Origin of the sequence: Nostoc sp. DedQUE12b, from assembly GCF_034530835.1 — a bacterium.
Lineage (GTDB): Bacteria > Cyanobacteriota > Cyanobacteriia > Cyanobacteriales > Nostocaceae > Nostoc.
Window position 1 is genome coordinate 1 of the sequence record NZ_JAVRCI010000047.1, and the last position, 14494, is coordinate 14494.

Below are 14494 nucleotides of genomic sequence, written 5' to 3' on the forward strand. Positions count from 1 at the left end.
GGATTACTCCGGCCCTTATCACGGTTATGACGGCTTTGCCATCTTCGCACGCGACATGGACTTGGCACTCAACAGCCCAACCTGGTCATTAATTGGCGCTCCTTGGAATGAAAAAGCTCAGGCTAAGAAGGCTGAAGCTAAGGCTAAGGCTGCCGTCTAGGGAAATGGGAGAGAGCGATAAGTAAGGATAACCTGGGGCTAAAACCCCAGGTGGGAGTTGGGAATCCAAAATTCAAAATTAAAAGATTAAAATTTCTTTTGATTTTTGCATTTTGAATTTTGAATCATATTCCCAATTCCCATTCCTGCCTCAACTCTTCATTCCTCGTTCAGTAAAAAAAGAATTCAGTAAGCTTGGAGTCCAGAAGAAATGCCTCAGAATCCAGAAAAAATTCAAGATCACGTCGAGTTATTCCACCAGCCCGAGTACCAACAGCTATTTGAAAACAAAAAGCAGTTTGAAAACGGTCACGAAGCCGAAGAAGTACAACGGGTTGCAGAGTGGACAAAGGGTTGGGATTATCGTGAAAAGAACTTCGCTCGTGAAGCTTTAACCGTTAACCCTGCTAAAGGCTGCCAACCACTAGGAGCAATTTTTGCTGCTGTTGGTTTTGAAGGTACTCTACCTTTCGTTCAAGGTTCTCAAGGTTGCGTTGCTTACTTCCGCACCCACTTAACCCGTCACTACAAAGAACCATTCTCTGGTGTATCTTCTTCAATGACTGAAGATGCAGCCGTGTTTGGTGGTCTGCAAAACATGATTGACGGCTTGGCGAACTCTTACCAACTCTACAAGCCCAAGATGATCGCTGTCTGCACCACCTGTATGGCAGAAGTAATTGGTGATGACTTACAAGCCTTCATCAACAACGCTAAGAGTGCAGGTTCAGTTCCTCAAGATTTCCCAGTACCTTACGCTCACACCCCTAGCTTTGTTGGTTCCCACATCACTGGTTACGACAACATGATGAAGGGAATTCTTTCTAACTTGACCGCAGGTCATAAGAAAGAAACCAGCAATGGTAAAATCAACTTCATCCCAGGTTTTGACACCTACGTAGGTAACAACCGCGAAATCAAGCGGATTGCTTCTTTGTTCGGCTTTGACTACACAATTCTAGCCGACAACAGCGACTACCTCGATTCACCAAACACAGGTGAGTTTGATATGTACCCAGGTGGTACAAAGTTAGAAGATGCAGCAGATTCAATCAATGCGAAAGCTACGATCGCTCTGCAAGCACACTCTACCCCCAAAACCCGCGAGTACATCGAGAAAGAGTGGAAGCAACCAACCTCAGTTTCCCGTCCTTGGGGCATTAAGGGTACTGATGAGTTCTTGATGAAACTCAGCGAATTGAGCGGTATCCCCATTCCCGAACAATTGGAAATTGAACGCGGTCAGGCAGTTGATGCCATGACTGACTCTCACTCATGGATTCACGGCAAGCGCTTCGCTATCTACGGCGAACCAGATTTAGTATATAGCGTAGTTGGCTTTATGCTAGAAATGGGTGCTGAACCTGTGCATATCTTGGTTCACAACACCAACGAAGTATTTGAAGCAGAAATCAAAGAACTGCTTGCTTCTAGCCCCTTTGGTCAACATGCAACTGTTTGGGGTGGTAAAGACTTGTGGCACATGCGATCGCTGTTGTTCACCGAACCAGTAGACTTCTTAGTTGGTAACACATACGGTAAGTACCTGTGGCGCGACACCAAGATTCCCCTCGTGAGAATCGGCTACCCCATCATGGATCGCCACCACTTACACCGCTACGCCACCATTGGTTATCAAGGTGTGATCAACCTCCTCAACTGGACTGTAAACACCCTGTTTGAAGAAATCGATCGCAACACCAACATTCCTTCTAAGACAGATATTTCCTACGACTTGATTCGTTAGAAATTGCGTAGAAACACAACGTGTTAATTAAAGGGTGAAGAAGGGGAGTTGGGAGTAAGGAATAGGGAGTAGGGAATCCAAACCCAATGCCCGATGCCCAATCCCCAATCCCCAACTCCCCTTTTTCTTGATAGCATTTACCCAAGGTATATATAGATGGAAACCATCAATCACACTCACGAACATACTCACACTCATCCTCATCCTAATTACCATCCACCTAACCAGAAAAAACGAGGATGGTTCCACAATCTTCTTAATCCGTTGCGTGGTGTAGTGGATGGAATTCAGGTTAAAAATAATCGCTTCGCTCATCTAATTTGCCAAACAATTCCTTGTTGTTGTCCCTTTGAGCGACAAATTAAATTATTTGGGAAGTGTATTGATATCCCACCACTATGTAAACTCAATCCTTTATATGACGAATTTGTAGGATTGCGTTTCCGCGCTCTATCTTACCTGACCGATGTATGTGGAGAAGATGTCACAAAATACATTTGTTAGTCATTGGTAGAGACGCGATTAATCGCGTCTGTACAATAGTCATTGGTCATTAGTTGTTAGCTATTTAAAGGACAAATGACAAATGACAAAGGACAATTAACAATTAAGAGAAGAGAGATGAAAAGCACCCAAGGCAAAATCAACGAGCTGCTGACTGAGACAGGATGCGAACATAATCAGCACAAACAAGCGGAAAAGAAAAATAAGTCATGCGCTCAACAGGCACAACCTGGCGCGGCTCAAGGGGGCTGCGCCTTTGATGGTGCAATGATTGCTCTAGTGCCGATCGCAGATGCAGCGCATCTAGTCCACGGGCCGATCGCCTGTGCTGGTAATTCCTGGGGCAGCCGTGGTAGTCTGTCGTCTGGCCCTCAACTCTACAAAATGGGCTTTACCACTGACTTGGGTGAAAATGATGTCATCTTCGGTGGCGAAAAGAAACTCTACAAAGCAATTTTGGAACTTCACGAACGCTACCAACCAGCAGCAGTATTTGTCTACGCCACTTGCGTTACAGCCTTAATTGGCGATGATATGGATGCTGTGTGCAAAGCTGCGGCTGAAAAAATTGGTATTCCTGTTGTTCCCGTCATTGCTCCAGGATTTATTGGCAGTAAAAATCTGGGCAACCGTTTTGGTGGTGAATCTTTATTAGAATATGTTGTCGGAACAGCAGAACCGGAACATACAACGCCCTATGATATAAACTTAATCGGCGAATACAACATCGCCGGGGAAATGTGGGGAGTAACACCACTGTTAGAAAAATTAGGCATCCGTATTTTGTCTAAAATTACGGGCGATGCTCGCTACAATGAAATTCGCTACGCCCACCGCGCCAAGCTCAACGTCATGATCTGCTCACGAGCATTGCTGAATATGGCGAGAAAGATGGAGGAGCGTTACAACATCCCTTACATTGAAGAGTCTTTCTACGGCATCGATGATATGAATCGCTGTCTGCGAAACATCGCTGCGAAATTAGGCGACGCTGATTTACAGGAGCGGACAGAAAAGCTAATTGCAGAAGAAACGGCTGCTTTAGATTTGGCATTGGCTCCTTATCGCGCTCGGCTCAAAGGTAAGCGGGTTGTGTTATATACAGGTGGTGTCAAGAGTTGGTCGATTATCTCGGCTGCTAGAGACTTGGGTATTGAAGTTGTTGCTACCAGTACTCGGAAAAGTACTGAAGAAGACAAAGCCAAAATCAAGAAGTTGATTGGCAATGATGGCATCATGCTAGAGAAAGGCAACGCTCAGGAGTTGCTACAACTGGTTAAAGACACTCGCGCAGATATGCTGATTGCTGGTGGACGTAACCAATACACAGCTTTGAAAGCTCGAATTCCTTTCCTTGATATCAACCAAGAACGCCACCATCCTTATGCAGGTTATGTGGGAATGATTGAGATGGCGCGGGAACTGTACGAAGCTCTATATAGCCCGATTTGGGAACAAATACGCAAACCCGCTCCTTGGGAAGAAGAGGAGGAAGTTTAATGGCGATCGTTACCGCTTCTAACAAAGCACTGACAGTTAATCCCCTCAAGCAAAGTCAAGCTTTGGGCGCAACCTTAGCCTTTTTGGGATTGAAAGGGACAATGCCCTTATTCCACGGTTCCCAAGGTTGTACTGCTTTCGCCAAAGTTGTCTTAGTGCGGCATTTCCGGGAAGCGATTCCCCTTGCTACCACAGCGATGACGGAAGTCACTACTATCTTGGGTGGTGAAGAGAATGTGGAGCAAGCAATTCTGACTCTAGTAGAAAAAGCTAACCCAGAAATTATTGGTTTATGTAGTACTGGGTTAACGGAAACTAGAGGCGATGACATTGAAGGTTTTCTGAAGGAAATCCGCGATCGCCATCCCGAATTGAATAATTTAGCGATCGTTTTTGCACCTACCCCAGATTTTAAAGGTGCGTTGCAAGATGGCTTTGCTGTTGCTGTCGAAAGTATAGTTAAGGAAATTCCCCGCGCAGGTGGACTCAGAACTGAACAAGTCACGGTTTTGGCGGGTTCTGCCTTCACACCTGGGGATGTACAGGAAATCAAAGAGATAATCACGTCCTTTGGACTAGTGCCGATCTTTGTACCTGATCTTGGTGCATCTCTAGATGGTCATTTAGAGGATAATTATAGTGCGGTTACAGTCAGTGGGACTACCTTAAAACAGCTACGAGAAGTAGGTAGTTCTGCCTTTACCCTGGCATTAGGTGAAAGTATGCGGGGTGCTGCCAAGATTCTGGAAGAACGCTTTGGCACACCTTATGAGGTGTTTGGCGAACTGACGGGGTTAGAACCAGTAGATGAATTTATCCAAGCATTGGCGATTCTGAGCGGTAACAACGTACCCGAAAAATACCGCCGCCAACGTCGTCAGTTGCAAGATGCGATGCTGGACACTCACTTTTACTTCGGTGCAAAACGAGTTTCCTTAGCACTGGAACCTGATTTGTTGTGGTCAACCGTGCATTTCCTGCAATCGATGGGAGCGCAAATTCATGCAGTGGTGACAACCACGCGATCGCACCTCTTAGAAAAACTCCCGGTTAAAAGCATCACCATCGGCGACTTAGAAGACTTTGAGAGTCTAGCGGGTGGTTCTGATTTGCTGATTGGTAACTCGAATGTGGGTGCGATCGCAAAACGCCTCTCGATTCCTCTTTATCGTCTAGGACTGCCCATTTATGACCGTTTAGGTAACGGTCAATTTACTAAAGTTGGCTATCGAGGCACGATGGAACTTTTGTTTGGCATCGGCAACCTGTTTTTAGAGGCAGAAGAAGCGAGAGTTAAACAGTTCCAAGAGTTCGGAACTGTCGGCGCAGAGTTTTGAATTCACACTTGAAATTCAAAACAGTTCAGTTAAGAGTTGATCCTCTCTAACCCTCCTTTTTAAGGAGGAATAGAGCCAGCCTTAAATTAGCCCCCCCTTTTTAAGGCTACGGTGTACACACGAGGGCTTTCGCTCAGAATACGAGGACTTTCGTTCAGAACATGAGGGCTTTCGTTCAGAACACGAGGGCTTTCGTTCAGAACACGAGGACTTTCGTTCAGAACACGAGGACTTTCGTTCAGAACACGAGGACTTTTGTTCAGAACACGAGGGCTTTCGTTCAGAACACGAGGACTTTCGTTCAGAACACAAGGACTTTCGTTCAGAACACAAGTCTTTTTTGAGCCATTGAGGAAATAAAACAGCTTTGCTTTTCAAGAGGGGTGGTGGGGATTAAAAGTCTGTGGAGCCACTCCACTCTAAAAGACTTGTGTGTACACGGTAGCTTTTTAAGGATGGGGGGATATTTCGAGGCTAAATATTACTAACTGAACCGTATTGCTTCAAAATTCAAAACTTTAGAGAGGAGAATTACAATGAAAATAGCCTTCACGACGAGTGACCGAGTTCATATTAATGCCCACTTCGGATGGGCAAAAATGATTGATGTTTACGAAATTACCGATGAGGGATATCACTTCGTAGAAACCCTCACCTTTGAAGGCGAACTCAAAGAAGATGGGAATGAAGATAAAATCACCCCAAAACTTGAGGCAATAGGCGACTGTACGATTATTTACGTAACAGCAATTGGTGGTAGTGCCGCCGCTCGGTTAATTAAGAAAGGTGTCACCCCAGTGAAGGCGCGATCGGAAGAAGAAGAAATTAGTGAAGTGCTAAACAAGCTAGTGAAAACCCTCAAAGGTAATCCTCCACCTTGGTTGCGTAAAGCTTTACAGCCAAAAACCACAAACTTTGCTGATGAAATCGAAGACGAAGCAACAGTATGACCGCAAATAATAGTGTTAACGGAACCGCTACAACTGAAGTCTTGAACTCACCTTTTCTTAAGGTATTAATCAAACAAATCCGTGGTCAAGACAGTTATGGAGTTTATCGTACTTGGTCGGATGAGTTAATTCTCAAACCTTTTATTGTTACCAAACAAAAGAAACGGGAAATCTCCGTTGAGGGCGAAGTCGATCCGATCACGCAAGCACGAATTATGGCATTTTTTCGGGCTGTAGCGGCTGGAATTGAACAAGAAACAGGTTTGATATCTCAGGTTGTAGTTGATTTGAGCCATGAAGGATTTGGCTGGGCGCTAGTTTTTTCTGGTCGTCTTTTGCTAACTGTGAAAACCCTGCGAGATGCTCATCGCTTTGGCTTTGACTCAGTAGAGAAATTAGCAGAAGAGGGAGAAAACTACGTCAAAAAAGGTCTTGATTTGGCGAAACGCTTTCCTGAAGTTGGCAAAATTTAAAGAGTTAGGAGTGAGGAGTTAGGAGTGAGGAGTTGAATTAACTATTAACTGATAATTCAGGATTTACAGTTACTAATTTATAACTCATAACTCATAACTTATAACTCCTAACTTTTAGAAAAGGAGTGGCTGATTGTGCAAGCAGAAGAAACGAGTATTGAGGAACTACAAGGACAAATCAGACGGCTGAACAGCAAAGCAGGTCAAATGAAAATGGATCTGCATGATTTAGCTGAAGGTCTGCCAACAGATTACAACCAACTTATGGATGTTGCCGCCGCAACTTATGAAATCTATCGCCAGTTAGATGAACTTAAGCAACATCTGAAACAATTGGAGAATGCGAAATGACTGGAACAATTGATGAATTCAAGAAGCTCGTAGATGCAGAAGAATTTTTTGAATTCTTTAATATGCCTTACGATTTAGAAGTTGTGAATGTAAATCGTTTACATATTCTGAAAAAGTTTTCTCAATATATACAGGAAATTGATGATAATTCTCCTGACTTGAATCAAGAAGAGAGACTAAATCAATATTCTTTGGCTTTGCAAAAAGCTTATCAGGTATTTGTCGAATCAACACCTCACGAACAAAAGCTGTTCAAAGTGTTTAACGATAAGCCGAAAAATGTAGTCACACTGACAGAAATCACTTCTGATTAGGAGGTATAAATTGGTTAACCTAACGCCTACCGAATTAGAACGCTATCGTCGCCAAATGATGCTTCCGAATTTTGGCGAAACAGCACAGAAACGCCTGAAGTCAGCGACAGTTCTGGTGACAGGTGTGGGGGGATTAGGCGGTACGGCGGCGCTTTACTTAGCAGTAGCGGGCGTTGGGCGGCTAATTCTAGTCCGGGGTGGTGACTTGCGGCTGGATGATATGAATCGTCAGGTTCTCATGACTGATGATTGGGTAGGTAAGCCAAGGGTATTCAAAGCTAAAGAAACTCTGGATGCGATTAATCCTGATGTCCAAGTGGAAGCTGTTCATGATTACATCACCCCGGAAAATGTAGACTCGTTAGTGCAATCCGCCGATATGGCTCTTGATTGCGCCCATAACTTTACAGAGCGCAATTTGTTAAATGAAGCCTGTGTGCGATCGCGTAAGCCAATGGTGGAAGCTGCAATGAATGGGATGGAGGCTTACCTGACAACGATTATTCCTGGTGTGACTCCTTGCTTGTCTTGTCTGTTTCCAGAAAAGCCTGAGTGGGATCAGCGCGGCTTTTCAGTTCTAGGCGCTGTTTCTGGGACACTAGCTTGTTTAACAGCACTGGAAGCTATCAAGTTGATCACTGGGTTTAGTCAGCCTCTATTATCGCAATTGCTGACAATCGACCTAAATCGGATGGAATTTGCTAAACGCCGTTCTCACCGCGATCGCTCTTGTCCAGTATGCGGTAATAGTGCGCCTTGGAGACACGCGCAATCCAATTCGATGGAACCCACAGCCACAGGTATTGCACAAAACACTTAATTTTGTCATTAGTCATTAGTAAATAACAAAAGACAACTGACAAATGACAACCTACACCTGAAATCAGATAACTAATCGCTACAAATCAGGAGACTTAATGGCCGTTATTTTATCAGAAAAAGCAGAATTTCATCTGCGGGCATTCCTCAAAGGTTCCGCACCCGATGCTGATGGCGCAACTAAAGGTGTCCGCATCTCTGTAAAAGATGGTGGTTGCAGTGGCTATGAATATGCGATCGATATCACCAGCAAGCCCCAACCAGATGATTTAGTAAGTCACCAAGGCAAAGTACTGGTTTACGTTGATGCCAAAAGTGCGCCCTTATTAGACGGAGTTATCGTTGACTTCGTTGAGGGAGTGATGGAAAGCGGTTTTAAATTCATCAACCCCAATGCAACTGATACCTGCGGTTGTGGAAAGTCTTTTAAAACAGACGACGGTACGCCTACTGGTGTACCTTGCAGCCAAAGCTAACATCATTTCGTTAGTGCTAAGTCAATTGTAGAGATTTCCCATAGACACACTCCACAGAGTTTCAATGCTCTTGAGGTAGCTTCTAGTTCGCTTTGCATCCCTTACCCCTATAGAGAAGCTGACTAAACTTAGCATCTCTGTAAGAAGAAGGGAAGCAAAAAGTAGGATAGGTTGCTCAAAAAACTCGGAAATTAGACCAACTGTATAACGTTTGAGGAGAATCTGAAAATGGCTACCTACCAAGTTAGATTAATCAACAAAAAAGAAGACCTCGACACCACAATTGAAGTTGAAGAAGACACCACCATCTTAGAAGCAGCAGAAGAAAATGGTATTGAATTGCCTTTTTCCTGTCATGCAGGATCTTGCTCTAGCTGTGTTGGTAAAGTTGTTGAAGGTGAAGTTAATCAAGAAGATCAAAACTTTCTAGATGACGATCAGGTTTCTAAAGGATACGCTCTACTTTGTGTAACTTATCCTCGTTCTAATTGCACAATTAAGACTCATCAAGAAGCGTATTTAGTTTAAACTATTACTTTGGTTGCTGCTTTTGGCTACCAAATAAAAAATAAAGGATGAAGGATGAAAATATACTTCCTTCTTCCTTTCACAATTTCTAATTTATAATTAAAATGTTTACCAATTTTAGTGTTATTATTGATAATTCTATTAATTAACCTTTATGTATAGCTTTACTTAATTATTTCTGAAAAATCAAATACTCGACTTTTTAAATAAATTGGGTATATATAATTTCCAAGCTTTAAAAATCTAATATGATTGCTGCAATTACTCTTAATTAAACTACTGCACACTTTTTATAACCATTTTTATGAGTGAGTCGCTAAATTATACAAGTGCAATTTTATATGAAAAATAGAGCGGCTTGCAAAGGAAGCCAACTCTATTTTTTAATCAACAGCAACTATCACATCTGATGATTTAATCACAGCATAAGCTTGCTTACCTTCTGCAAGTGATAGCTTTTCTGCTGATGATTTTGTGATGATTGACACTAGCTCTACTCCTGGCGCTAGTTCTAAAGTTATCTCAGTATTAACTGAACCATGTACAACTTTTTTGACAGTACCCTTCAGAGAATTACGAGCGCTAATTTTCATGCTTTTAATTTACTAAGTTGAACTATTTATACTTTAGTAAATTAGCAAGTTTTAGTTTTAAAATAGCTTTTTTTTAAAATTTCTTAATAATTTTGAAATAATCTCATTTACTTTAAGGTAGTATCTCTACTTGACGAGCATTACACAAATGGATGGGACGGTAATTTGCTCCAAAGCTTCGCTACACATCAATCCACAAAAAGTCAATTCTATGTTAGTTTGGGCGTAGCAGAGGTTTCTGCTTATTTTACTTTTAAAGAAGAACAAGAAATCTTATAACTTGTAGGTAAACAAGTTGTCACAGGTGTAGAATTGCGAGACAAACTAAAAATATTTGTTGAAGAAAGTCAGAACTATGATTCGGTTCTTACGAAACAGGTTTTAGACGCGATGGATACAAGCGATCGCTCTCTTATAATTGATACTGTAACTAGTCTCCAAGAATCAGCCAAAGCAATTATTTCTCGATTATGCAAATCTGTTAATATAAAAACTAATAAGTAGATATCATTAATAAGAATTAGCATAAGGATTGGCCGATGTCGCTATCTAAATTTGCAATTGTAGAAAGTACTCTCCGTGAAGGTGAACAATTCATCAAAGCTAATTTTTCTTCAGATGATAAAGTCGAAATCGCTGAAGCTCTTGCTGCATTTGGAGTGGAATATATAGAGTTAACGTCACCAATTGCTTCACCTCAGTCTAGACGAGACTGTGAAAGTTTGGTTCGGTTAGGCTTGCCATCCAAAATATTAACTCACATTCGCTGTCACTTAGAAGATGCTAAAGTTGCTTTAGCAACAGGCGTAGCCGGGATTAATTTAACTATTGGTAGTTCTTCTTTGATGCGTCAGTTCAGTCATGGTAAAAATATTAATCAAATTATTGATTTAGCATCTGAAGTTTTAACTTTTATTCATCAACAAGCTTCCGATATTGAGTTACGGTTTTCGGCTGAGGATTCGTCACGTACTTCCATAGAAGATTTAATTACAATTTATTCCGAGATTGAAAAATTAGGAATTGTCAAACGCATAGGAATTGCCGATACGGTAGGAATTAGTACCCCAATGCAAATATTTGAATTAGTGAAGACTTTACGCCAATTCACCAATTTAGATATTGAGTTTCACGGTCATAATGATACAGAATGTGCAAATGCTAACAGTTATACAGCACTAGAAGCGGGAGCAACTCATATTGACACTTGTGTTCTGGGCATTGGTGAACGCAATGGTATCACCTCACTAGCTGGATTCATCGCTAGGTTATATGCCACAAATCCAGAGCGGATTAAGTCTAAATATCATTTGGATCAACTTGGTTACTTGCATGAATTAGTTGCAAGAAAAGTGGGAATTCCTATTCCTTTTAACCATTGTGTTTTTGGTGAAAGTGCTTTTAGTCATAAAGCTGGCATTCATACTAAAGCTATGCTTAATAACTCTGAAACTTATGAGGCTATTAATCCCCGGAGTTTTGGTGTGACGCGCTCAATTTTAATTAATCATAAATTGGCTGGAAAACAGGCGGTTAATCATCGAGCTAATGAATTAGGACTTTCCTTTAATTTGTCTCAGCTTAAAGATATTACCCATAGATTGAAAACTTTAGCTGACAAACAAAGTCTTACCATTGAAGATGTAGATAATATTTTATATTCTTATCATTGTCAGTAAATTGGAAAATATACACACTTACTGTCCAAGCGTAGATACCCAACTTCTAGAAGAAGTCGGGTATCTATCTTATGGAAAAAAACTGTAATAATTACTGATTTTCCATTATTTTCTAAGCTTTCTTAAGAAAAATATCTGTTGCTCTTTATAAATGATTCAGAGTTTAAACTTATAAAATTGATAGCATATATGTAAGTAAAAATATTGGTAATCATTACATTTGAATTAATTTATTGTTGTCTGTAAACATTAATTTCGACAACTAAAATGATCATGCTGCAACTGTTTCAATGTAGGCAGCTTCAGCCGGGAAGACAGAAGCCGTCAAGTTATTTTTACAACATCATCCTAATTTATATTTAAAAAACTTAGACCATTATAAAGCGATAGATTTTGCTAGCAACGTAGAAGTTTTAAGGATACTCAAAAATGCCATAAAGTCAGATATAGGGCAAAGCTTATCATGACGCTAACAAGCATTCTTACTTATTGGTACAACTCGATCCAAATTATGTAGATGCTTCAACACAGCCATCTGCATTTAAAGTTTATCCCAAGTTTTATCGGAGAGTGAAATTAAATCTCAATAATCCGGTTCATTCTTTTATCTCGTTAACCAGTGCAATAACACTAGAAAAAGTATATAAAGATGGCCCCTATAAATTGCGGGTGAATCCATCAGCAGGCGCTCTGTATCCTACGGAAGTTTACGTACAGGTTCGTGGGATTAAGGGAATGGTAAATAGTATATACCATCTAGAAGTTGAGAATAATTGTCTAACTCTCATCTCTGAATTAATCAATGATGGGTTAGAGAATTATATTATACCGGGTAAATGTATCAACGGATTCATCTTTTTAATTAGTTGTGTTTATTATAGGTCTAGCTGGAAATATCAAAATAGAAGCATAAGATATTGCTTCTTAGATAGCGGACACCATTTAGGTGCAGTTGCCGCTTCAGCTTTTCTCCACAACCGAGATATACAACTAATTTTTGACTTTGATAAACTCGCTCTCAATTCAGATTTTGGTTTTGAGAATAAAGAGTTTATTACTGCTTGTGCGGTGTCAGGAGAAATAGAAGACAATAAAATCAGACGCTTAAGGCTGAAAATTCCTTTTGTCTCTGGTACTGATTATTTTGAATCCAATCAATTTATTGAAGATGCCTATTAAGCAACTGCTCTACAAAAGAGTCGTCAGCAGCAATTAGAGTATCCTCAATTTGATTTTGAACGGGATCAATTTTATCGAACAATTTGGGATAGACGTTCTATTAGACGTTTCCGGAAAGAGCCTATTTCTCAAGAAGATTATTTATATGTAGTACAACAACTTCAGCAGTCAATACCGACAGAAAATTATGAGCAAATAGAAATTTACTTAGTGGTGCATCGAGTAGAAAGAATGACACCTGGGTTATATAAAGGTACGTATCTGATTAAAGGGGGTAACTTTAGCGAAAAAACAGGTTACTTATGTATTAATCAGGCTATTGCTAGAGATGGCGCTGTAACTTTATTTTTTGTGTCAGATTATTTAAATTATCAAACTGCTATGCAAATAGCTGGTTTTGTCGGACAAAGACTTTATTTAACTAGTAATTATTTGGGAATTCAGTGTAGTGGGATTGGTGCGTATTATGATGACGAAACCCAAGAATTATTAGAAACGAATAAAGATGTACTTTATGGAATGGTGATTGGAATATAAGCAGGAAGCGAAAGAGAGATGGCTAGAAAAATGTATTACTTAAATGGTGATGACTCACATCCTATGCAACCGACATCTGCGGATATTATACTGCGGCAACAACTAGAGTATTCTATTAGCAGATACTTTTATGACGCTTGCGATCGCACAATCCAAAATCTTCTATCTAATTGTCGGTGGTATGTCACAACCCCTGCCAATGCTCTGACATTGGTAATTGAATGTCCCGATCAAGTTACTAATTGGCGTATTTTGCAAAAAATCGTGCCAATGGGGACATTATTATATGGAATTGTCAGCAGTGCAAAAATCCGTGTTTGTCCGCCAGAGAGTCAAGGCGTACCTTTTGAAATGAGGGTAGATGAACTTTCTGTTTATCGGGATTGGGCTTGATTCGATTTTGGATTGTTAATTAAAAGTTGATATTCTGGCTGATAAGTGCAGCTACCTCTTCAAAAACCAAATCAGCAGAATGTTTAACAACAGGACTTAACTCTAGTCCCAAACCAAGATTTGCCGCCTCAATTAAATAAACTGTCACATCTTCAGGAAAATCATTTTGAAAGATTTTCCGTCCGGCGGCTAAAGCATTATCCCAACGAAAATCGTGCAAGTTATAACTAGGTTCGGGCATTGCTTCTAGTTCTTTTCCTGGAACTTTAAACACAGCACCCGATTCAGAACCAGTTGAACTTGCATCAATAATTACTAATTGTTTACTACCTCTAGCTTGAAACATTACTTCCATCCCTGCGGTGCCACAGTCATATACTCGTACATGAGGATGAGGGTTTTGAGCTAGATATTTTTGTAAGCGTTGGGCAATGATTACACCTACAGCGTCGTCACTGCGATTGAGATTGCCGCAACCGATGATAGTGAGCATTTTTTGTACGCCAATGTCTTGAACTGCTACCAGAGCGATCGCATAAAGTACAATAAGTCACAGCAATTCTTTCCTTTTGTCAAGCGTATGGATACTTTGACTACAAATAGACAGACATTAATTGAGGCAATTAATGCTCTCCCAGATGAAAAATTAATTGAGCTAGCAAGCTTTGTTGAATATCTTCAATATAAATCGACAAGGCAAAAAGAAGTAAACAATCATGGGTCTTCTTTTCTAATGTCTATTGCAGGATTAGGAGCTTCTGGGGAAACTGATGTCTCAGAACAAGATGAAGATATATTAAAAAATGAGATTGATTCTGTACGTGGTTGGAGTCTTAAAGCAGATGAGCGTACATGACAGCAATCCTGGATACAAGTTTCTTATTTGCGCTTACGAGTTATTGCCATAATCTGCAAAATATGAGGCTTTGACTTATGAGACAGACAAAGCCTCTGA

The 14494-nt window shown here is 40.7% G+C and carries 16 protein-coding genes and 2 pseudogenes; 16 read left to right on the forward strand and 2 right to left on the reverse strand.

The window, feature by feature from the left end; all coding sequences use genetic code 11:
- Positions 1–370: 370 nt before the first annotated feature.
- From nifK to RMY16_RS21330, 11 genes are all read left to right on the forward strand, one after another.
- Entirely contained in the window at positions 371–1906 is a 1536-nt protein-coding gene (nifK, locus tag RMY16_RS21280; RefSeq protein WP_322738056.1) for a nitrogenase molybdenum-iron protein subunit beta, read from the forward strand.
- Between the two features lie 156 nt (positions 1907–2062).
- Complete coding sequence (locus tag RMY16_RS21285) at positions 2063–2410, forward strand: Mo-dependent nitrogenase C-terminal domain-containing protein (protein WP_322738057.1); 348 nt, start codon at positions 2063–2065, stop codon at positions 2408–2410.
- 117 nt (positions 2411–2527) lie between these two features.
- Positions 2528–3910 (forward strand): nitrogenase iron-molybdenum cofactor biosynthesis protein NifE, encoded by a 1383-nt coding sequence (gene nifE / locus RMY16_RS21290; RefSeq protein ID WP_100900530.1) that lies wholly within the window; start codon positions 2528–2530, stop codon positions 3908–3910.
- Positions 3910–5247 carry a nitrogenase iron-molybdenum cofactor biosynthesis protein NifN gene (nifN, locus tag RMY16_RS21295; RefSeq protein WP_322738058.1) on the forward strand — a complete coding sequence of 446 codons (1338 nt, stop codon included), beginning with the start codon at positions 3910–3912 and terminating at the stop codon, positions 5245–5247. Before nifE ends, nifN begins: the two co-directional genes overlap by 1 nt.
- A gap of 536 nt (positions 5248–5783) precedes the next feature.
- The gene (gene nifX / locus RMY16_RS21300) at positions 5784–6197 is read left to right on the forward strand and encodes a nitrogen fixation protein NifX (protein ID WP_109012236.1); all 414 of its coding nucleotides are present in this window, start codon (positions 5784–5786) and stop codon (positions 6195–6197) included.
- Positions 6194–6670: a NifX-associated nitrogen fixation protein gene (locus RMY16_RS21305; protein ID WP_322738059.1), complete on the forward strand. Its 477-nt coding sequence runs from the start codon at positions 6194–6196 to the stop codon at positions 6668–6670. Before nifX ends, RMY16_RS21305 begins: the two co-directional genes overlap by 4 nt.
- A gap of 135 nt (positions 6671–6805) precedes the next feature.
- A complete protein-coding gene (locus RMY16_RS21310) occupies positions 6806–7021 on the forward strand; it encodes a CCE_0567 family metalloprotein (RefSeq protein ID WP_322667906.1) in 216 nt (71 codons plus the stop codon).
- Positions 7018–7335: a nitrogenase-stabilizing/protective protein NifW gene (nifW, locus tag RMY16_RS21315; RefSeq protein WP_322738060.1), complete on the forward strand. Its 318-nt coding sequence runs from the start codon at positions 7018–7020 to the stop codon at positions 7333–7335. The genes RMY16_RS21310 and nifW overlap by 4 nt, the downstream gene beginning before the upstream one ends.
- 10 nt (positions 7336–7345) lie before the next feature.
- Positions 7346–8155, forward strand: coding sequence for a HesA/MoeB/ThiF family protein (locus tag RMY16_RS21320; RefSeq protein ID WP_152588234.1), 810 nt, complete (start codon positions 7346–7348; stop codon positions 8153–8155).
- Positions 8156–8252: 97 nt separating this feature from the next.
- Entirely contained in the window at positions 8253–8630 is a 378-nt protein-coding gene (locus RMY16_RS21325; RefSeq protein WP_322738061.1) for an iron-sulfur cluster assembly accessory protein, read from the forward strand.
- 228 nt (positions 8631–8858) lie between these two features.
- On the forward strand, positions 8859–9158 hold the full coding sequence (locus RMY16_RS21330; protein WP_322667909.1) for a 2Fe-2S iron-sulfur cluster-binding protein: 300 nt from the start codon (positions 8859–8861) through the stop codon (positions 9156–9158).
- 383 nt (positions 9159–9541) lie between these two features.
- On the opposite strand, the gene RMY16_RS21335 is transcribed toward RMY16_RS21330, so the two are convergent.
- Positions 9542–9751, reverse strand: a complete 210-nt coding sequence (locus RMY16_RS21335; RefSeq protein ID WP_322738062.1) for a molybdopterin-binding protein — start codon at positions 9749–9751, stop codon at positions 9542–9544.
- 539 nt (positions 9752–10290) lie between these two features.
- Here RMY16_RS21335 and RMY16_RS21340 point away from each other — a divergent pair.
- From RMY16_RS21340 to RMY16_RS21355, 4 genes and pseudogenes are all read left to right on the forward strand, one after another.
- Complete coding sequence (locus RMY16_RS21340; RefSeq protein ID WP_322738063.1) at positions 10291–11430, forward strand: homocitrate synthase; 1140 nt, start codon at positions 10291–10293, stop codon at positions 11428–11430.
- A gap of 206 nt (positions 11431–11636) precedes the next feature.
- Positions 11637–11897, forward strand: a pseudogene (locus RMY16_RS21345) (ankyrin repeat domain-containing protein); the annotation flags it as partial.
- Between the two features lie 22 nt (positions 11898–11919).
- Positions 11920–13146, forward strand: a pseudogene (locus RMY16_RS21350) (SagB/ThcOx family dehydrogenase).
- A gap of 18 nt (positions 13147–13164) precedes the next feature.
- On the forward strand, positions 13165–13539 hold the full coding sequence (locus RMY16_RS21355; RefSeq protein WP_322738064.1) for a hypothetical protein: 375 nt from the start codon (positions 13165–13167) through the stop codon (positions 13537–13539).
- A gap of 19 nt (positions 13540–13558) precedes the next feature.
- Here the strand turns inward: RMY16_RS21355 and RMY16_RS21360 are convergent, their stop codons facing one another.
- Positions 13559–14032, reverse strand: a complete 474-nt coding sequence (locus RMY16_RS21360) for a hydrogenase maturation protease (RefSeq protein WP_322738065.1) — start codon at positions 14030–14032, stop codon at positions 13559–13561.
- An 87-nt stretch (positions 14033–14119) separates the two neighbouring features.
- Here RMY16_RS21360 and RMY16_RS21365 point away from each other — a divergent pair, with 87 nt between their 5' ends.
- A complete protein-coding gene (locus tag RMY16_RS21365; RefSeq protein ID WP_322683927.1) occupies positions 14120–14395 on the forward strand; it encodes a DUF2281 domain-containing protein in 276 nt (91 codons plus the stop codon).
- Positions 14396–14494 lie beyond the last annotated feature (99 nt).

What these genes read in the sequence shown, in the direction of transcription:
- nifK (WP_322738056.1), top strand. Translation starts at nt 371, where the DNA reads ATGCCTCAGAATCCAGAAAAAATTCAAGATCACGTCGAGTTATTCCAC.
- RMY16_RS21285 (WP_322738057.1), top strand. Translation starts at nt 2,063, where the DNA reads ATGGAAACCATCAATCACACTCACGAACATACTCACACTCATCCTCAT.
- nifE (WP_100900530.1), top strand. Translation starts at nt 2,528, where the DNA reads ATGAAAAGCACCCAAGGCAAAATCAACGAGCTGCTGACTGAGACAGGA.
- nifN (WP_322738058.1), top strand. Translation starts at nt 3,910, where the DNA reads ATGGCGATCGTTACCGCTTCTAACAAAGCACTGACAGTTAATCCCCTC.
- nifX (WP_109012236.1), top strand. Translation starts at nt 5,784, where the DNA reads ATGAAAATAGCCTTCACGACGAGTGACCGAGTTCATATTAATGCCCAC.
- RMY16_RS21305 (WP_322738059.1), top strand. Translation starts at nt 6,194, where the DNA reads ATGACCGCAAATAATAGTGTTAACGGAACCGCTACAACTGAAGTCTTG.
- nifW (WP_322738060.1), top strand. Translation starts at nt 7,018, where the DNA reads ATGACTGGAACAATTGATGAATTCAAGAAGCTCGTAGATGCAGAAGAA.
- RMY16_RS21325 (WP_322738061.1), top strand. Translation starts at nt 8,253, where the DNA reads ATGGCCGTTATTTTATCAGAAAAAGCAGAATTTCATCTGCGGGCATTC.
- RMY16_RS21330 (WP_322667909.1), top strand. Translation starts at nt 8,859, where the DNA reads ATGGCTACCTACCAAGTTAGATTAATCAACAAAAAAGAAGACCTCGAC.
- RMY16_RS21335 (WP_322738062.1), bottom strand. Translation starts at nt 9,751, where the DNA reads ATGAAAATTAGCGCTCGTAATTCTCTGAAGGGTACTGTCAAAAAAGTT.
- RMY16_RS21340 (WP_322738063.1), top strand. Translation starts at nt 10,291, where the DNA reads ATGTCGCTATCTAAATTTGCAATTGTAGAAAGTACTCTCCGTGAAGGT.
- RMY16_RS21355 (WP_322738064.1), top strand. Translation starts at nt 13,165, where the DNA reads ATGGCTAGAAAAATGTATTACTTAAATGGTGATGACTCACATCCTATG.
- RMY16_RS21360 (WP_322738065.1), bottom strand. Translation starts at nt 14,032, where the DNA reads ATGCTCACTATCATCGGTTGCGGCAATCTCAATCGCAGTGACGACGCT.
- RMY16_RS21365 (WP_322683927.1), top strand. Translation starts at nt 14,120, where the DNA reads ATGGATACTTTGACTACAAATAGACAGACATTAATTGAGGCAATTAAT.